Source organism: Streptomyces sp. NPDC004561 (assembly GCF_053602155.1).
Genome location: NZ_JBSGDB010000646.1, coordinates 1 through 4,140 on the forward strand (window position 1 = coordinate 1; position 4,140 = coordinate 4,140).

The window sequence follows — 4,140 nt, forward strand, 5'->3', positions numbered from 1 at the left end:
GCGGGGGCCCGGGATCTGCGCCCCTGGTTGGGGCCACCCGGCATTTTATTAGGATTCGGCCCGGGGGGGGCCGGGCCCCGGGGCCGCCACGCGCGCGTGGCCGGAACGGGCACGTCACCCGTACGGCCGCCGCGTGCGGCCGTGTCCACCAGGGAACTCGTGACCGTCGCCTGGCGTTGACCAGTGCGGGAGGGTCCACTGGACCGAAGGGTTCCCTGCCGCACCACTTGGAGGGCGTACCGTGCACCGCCGGCACAACGGGCTCAGGACCGCAGTTCTCCTCGGGGGACTGTCCGCACTCATCATCCTCATCGGCAGCTTCTTCGGCCGCACCGGACTGATCGTTGCGGTGCTGGTCGCCCTCGGCACGAACGCGTACGCGTACTGGAACAGCGACAAGCTGGCCCTGCGCGCCATGCGCGCCCGCCCGGTGAGCGAGTTCGAGGCCCCGGCGCTCTACCGCATGGTGCGCGAGCTCTCCACGCAGGCCCGCCAGCCCATGCCCCGGCTGTACATCTCCCCGACGGAGGCCCCCAACGCCTTCGCGACGGGCCGCAATCCGCGCAACGCCGCCGTGTGCTGCACGGAGGGCATCCTGCGTCTGCTGGACGAGCGCGAGCTGCGCGGCGTCATCGGCCACGAGCTGAGCCACGTCTACAACCGGGACATCCTCATCTCCTCGGTGGCCGGCGCGCTCGCCTCGGTGATCATGTTCCTGGTGAACTTCGCCTGGCTCATCCCGGTCGGCCGCTCGGACGACGACGAGGGCCCCGGCCTGATCGGCGTGCTCCTGATCATGATCCTCGGCCCGCTCGCCGCCTCCCTGATCCAGCTGGCCATCAGCCGCTCCCGCGAGTACGAGGCGGACGCCTCGGGCGCCCAGCTCACCGGCGACCCGATCGCCCTCGCCAGTGCCCTGCGCAAGCTGGAGACCGGCACCCAGCAGCTCCCCCTGCCGCCCGAGCCGCGGATCGAGACCGCGAGCCATATGATGATCGCCAATCCCTTCCGTGCGGGCCAGGGACTGTCCAAGATGTTCTCGACGCACCCGCCGATGGCGGAACGCATCGCCCGGCTCGAGAAGATGGCAGGTCGTTACCAGTGAAGACCATCCTGAACATCATCTGGCTGATCCTGAGCGGCTTCTGGCTGTTCCTCGGTTACCTGTTCGCGGGCGTGCTGCTGTGCATCACGATTATCGGCATCCCGTTCGGCATCGCCGCCTTCCGTATCGGTGTCTACGCCCTGTGGCCCTTCGGGTACACGACCATCGAGCGCCGCGACGCGGGCGCCCCCTCCTGCGTCGGCAACGTCCTGTGGCTGGTCCTGGCCGGCTGGTGGCTGGCGCTGACGCACATCGTCACCGGCATCGCCCTGTGCATCACGATCATCGGCATCCCCTTCGGTGTCGCCAACTTCAAGCTGATCCCGGTCTCCCTGCTGCCCCTGGGCCGCGAAATCGTCCCCACCGACCAGCCGTTCGCGGCCCGCTGAGACCCACGGCGGACCGCGGGCGCGGGCAAGTACGGGCCGTCGCGGGCCCCCTGGCGACCCGTCACGTGACGCGCCGGTCCGACCGCCACCGTCGTACGCCGTAGGCGGCCGCGCCCAGGACGAGCACGCCCGCGCCCACGGCGACGGAGAGGGCGGGCAGGGCGAACGCCAGCGTGGCGCAGCCCAGCAGACCCACCACCGGGACCACGCGGGACAGCGGCGCCCGACTGAGTGTCCACGCGGAGGCGTTGGCCACGGCGTAGTAGGCCAGCACCCCGAAGGACGAGAAGCCGATCGCGCCGCGCACGTCCACCGTCGCGGCCAGCACGGCGACCACCGCACCCACGGCCAGCTCCGCCCGGTGGGGCACCCGGAACCGGGGGTGCACGGCCGCCAGAGCGCGCGGCAGATGGCCGTCCCGGGCCATGGCGAGCGTCGTACGCGAAACCCCCAGGATCAGCGCGAGCAGCGACCCCAGCGCGGCCACCGCCGCGCCCGCCCGCACCACGGGCACGAGCCCCGGCACCCCGGCCGTCCGCACCGCGTCGGCCAGCGGCGCCACCGCGTGGCCGAGCCGGCCCGCGCCGAGGACGGCGAGCACCGCGACTGCCACGCACGCGTACACCACCAGAGTGATCCCCAGGGCCAGCGGGATCGCGCGCGGAATCGTGCGCGCCGGATCCCGGACCTCCTCCCCGAGGGTCGCGATCCGGGCGTACCCCGCGAACGCGAAGAACAGCAGCCCGGCCGCCTGAAGCACCCCGCCCGCGCCCGAGGACAGCCCGATGCCGAGCCGTCCGGCGTCGGCCATCCCGGAGGAGAGGCACGCGACCACCACGGCGGCGAGAACGGCCAGTACCACGGCCACGACCACCCGCGTCAGCCACGCGGACTTCTGGATCCCGCCGTAGTTCACGGCCGTCAGGGCCACCACGGCCGCGACCGCCACGGCGTGCGCCTGCCCCGGCCACACGTACGCGCCGACGGTGAGCGCCATGGCCGCGCAGGAGGCCGTCTTGCCGACCACGAACGCCCAGCCGGCGAGATATCCCCAGAAGGCGCCCAGCCGCTCCCGCCCGTACACGTACGTGCCGCCGGAGGCCGGATGGCGGGCGGCCAGCCGCGCCGAGGACATGGCGTTGCAGTAGGCCACGACGGCCGCGGCGGCCAGTGCCGGCAAGAGCCCCGATCCGGCAGCGTGCGCGGCCGGTCCCAGGGCCGAGAAGACACCTGCGCCGATCATCGAGCCGAGGCCCACGACCACGGCGTCCCGCACGCCCAGGGTGCGGCGCAGGGCCGGATCGGCGCGTGTCATGGAACGCACCCTAGCGAGGCCGGCAACCGGGGAGTGGACTCGCGACGTCCTCTTCATCGACACGGCACGAACACGCGCGCGACGGACGGCGGGTCCTCACCGAGTTCTCATGGACCGGACAGTGCGGACACAGCGCGGAAGGGAAGGTACGCGGTATGGGCATCATCGGTTGGATCATCCTGGGACTGCTGGCCGGAGCCATCGCCAAGTTCCTTCTGCCGGGGCGCGACCCGGGCGGCTTCATCGGCACGACCCTCATCGGCATCGCGGGTGCGTTCATCGGCGGCTGGATCTCGGCCCGCTGGCTGCACCACCCCGTCACCAAGAACTTCTACGACGGCGCCACCTGGGCGGCGGCGATCGGCGGCTCCCTGGTGCTGCTGATCGCCTACCGCATCCTGTTCGGCAACTCGCGCGACTGAGCGGGGCGTCGACAGCACGGAAGGGTGGGCACCCGCTCGGGGGGAGCCCACCCTTCCTGCTTGCCGAGGTTCTGTTGGTCGCCTGCCGGTGTCCTACCGGTAGTTCACGAACTGCAGAGCGAAGTCGAAGTCCTTGCCCTTCAGGAGGGCGATCACGGTCTGCAGGTCGTCGCGGCTCTTGGAGCTGACCCGCAGTTCGTCACCCTGGACCTGGGCCTTCACGCCCTTGGGACCCTCATCACGGATGATCTTCGCCACCTTCTTGGCGTTCTCCTGGGAGATGCCCTCCTCGATCGTGGCGAAGATCTTGTACTCCTTGCCGGACAGCTGGGGCTCGCCCGCGTCCAGCGCCTTCAGCGAGATACTGCGCTTGATCAGCTTGGACTGGAAGACGTCGAGAACCGCCTTCACCCGGTCCTCGGAGTTCGCCTCCATCAGGATCTTGTCACCGGACCACGAGATCGAGGCGCCGACGCCCTTGAAGTCGTAGCGCTGCGAGATCTCCTTGGCGGCCTGGTTGAGGGCGTTGTCGACCTCCTGCCGCTCGACCTTCGAGACGATGTCGAAACTGGAGTCGGCCATGTCCTGTGGCTCCTTGTATCGGGGTGCGTATCGGTGCGTGCCGGCGTGCGCGGCGGCGGCCGCCGGGCCCGGCGTCGTGCCGGGCCGCATCCGCACCAGCCTAGCCATCCCGGGACCGGACGGGTGGAGATCAATCGGGTGGCGAAGCACCCCCCTGCATCGGGTATTGTTTACGTCGTTGCCAGGGAACACCGCCGAAGGCGGGTTCGATTGGCGGCACAACCCCGGCGGTGTGTACGGGCAGCTGCCGAAGAACGGAGCGAACGCATGACCATCCTGGACGAGACCTACACGCTGGCAGGCGGCATCGAGATTCCCAAGCTGGGG

6 protein-coding genes are annotated in these 4,140 nt (G+C 70.7%); 4 read left to right on the forward strand and 2 right to left on the reverse strand.

All coding sequences use genetic code 11. The features are described 5' to 3' along the window. The first annotated feature begins 241 nt into the window (after positions 1 to 241). Together htpX and ACWEN3_RS42720 are read left to right on the forward strand one after the other, a co-directional pair. Complete coding sequence (gene htpX / locus ACWEN3_RS42715; RefSeq protein WP_452983019.1) at positions 242 to 1,105, forward strand: zinc metalloprotease HtpX; 864 nt, start codon at positions 242 to 244, stop codon at positions 1,103 to 1,105. Beyond that, positions 1,102 to 1,494 carry a YccF domain-containing protein gene (locus ACWEN3_RS42720; RefSeq protein WP_452983022.1) on the forward strand — a complete coding sequence of 131 codons (393 nt, stop codon included), beginning with the start codon at positions 1,102 to 1,104 and terminating at the stop codon, positions 1,492 to 1,494. The genes htpX and ACWEN3_RS42720 overlap by 4 nt, the downstream gene beginning before the upstream one ends. A 61-nt stretch (positions 1,495 to 1,555) precedes the next feature. Here the strand turns inward: ACWEN3_RS42720 and ACWEN3_RS42725 are convergent, their stop codons facing one another. Beyond that, complete coding sequence (locus ACWEN3_RS42725; RefSeq protein WP_452983025.1) at positions 1,556 to 2,809, reverse strand: APC family permease; 1,254 nt, start codon at positions 2,807 to 2,809, stop codon at positions 1,556 to 1,558. A gap of 155 nt (positions 2,810 to 2,964) precedes the next feature. Here ACWEN3_RS42725 and ACWEN3_RS42730 point away from each other — a divergent pair, with 155 nt between their 5' ends. After that, complete coding sequence (locus tag ACWEN3_RS42730; RefSeq protein ID WP_452983028.1) at positions 2,965 to 3,231, forward strand: GlsB/YeaQ/YmgE family stress response membrane protein; 267 nt, start codon at positions 2,965 to 2,967, stop codon at positions 3,229 to 3,231. Positions 3,232 to 3,324: 93 nt separating this feature from the next. Here ACWEN3_RS42730 and ACWEN3_RS42735 read toward each other — a convergent pair whose 3' ends face one another. Beyond that, the gene (locus ACWEN3_RS42735) at positions 3,325 to 3,813 is read right to left on the reverse strand and encodes a YajQ family cyclic di-GMP-binding protein (protein ID WP_452983031.1); all 489 of its coding nucleotides are present in this window, start codon (positions 3,811 to 3,813) and stop codon (positions 3,325 to 3,327) included. A gap of 123 nt (positions 3,814 to 3,936) precedes the next feature. On the opposite strand from ACWEN3_RS42735, the gene ACWEN3_RS42740 reads away from it, so the two are divergent. Further along, on the forward strand, positions 3,937 to 4,140 hold a 204-nt coding region (locus ACWEN3_RS42740), incomplete at its 3' end, for a hypothetical protein (RefSeq protein WP_452983034.1).

Coding starts and splice junctions, on each gene's coding strand:
- ACWEN3_RS42725 (WP_452983025.1), bottom strand. CDS start 2,809: ATGACACGCGCCGATCCGGCCCTGCGCCGCACCCTGGGCGTGCGGGAC.
- ACWEN3_RS42730 (WP_452983028.1), top strand. CDS start 2,965: ATGGGCATCATCGGTTGGATCATCCTGGGACTGCTGGCCGGAGCCATC.
- ACWEN3_RS42735 (WP_452983031.1), bottom strand. CDS start 3,813: ATGGCCGACTCCAGTTTCGACATCGTCTCGAAGGTCGAGCGGCAGGAG.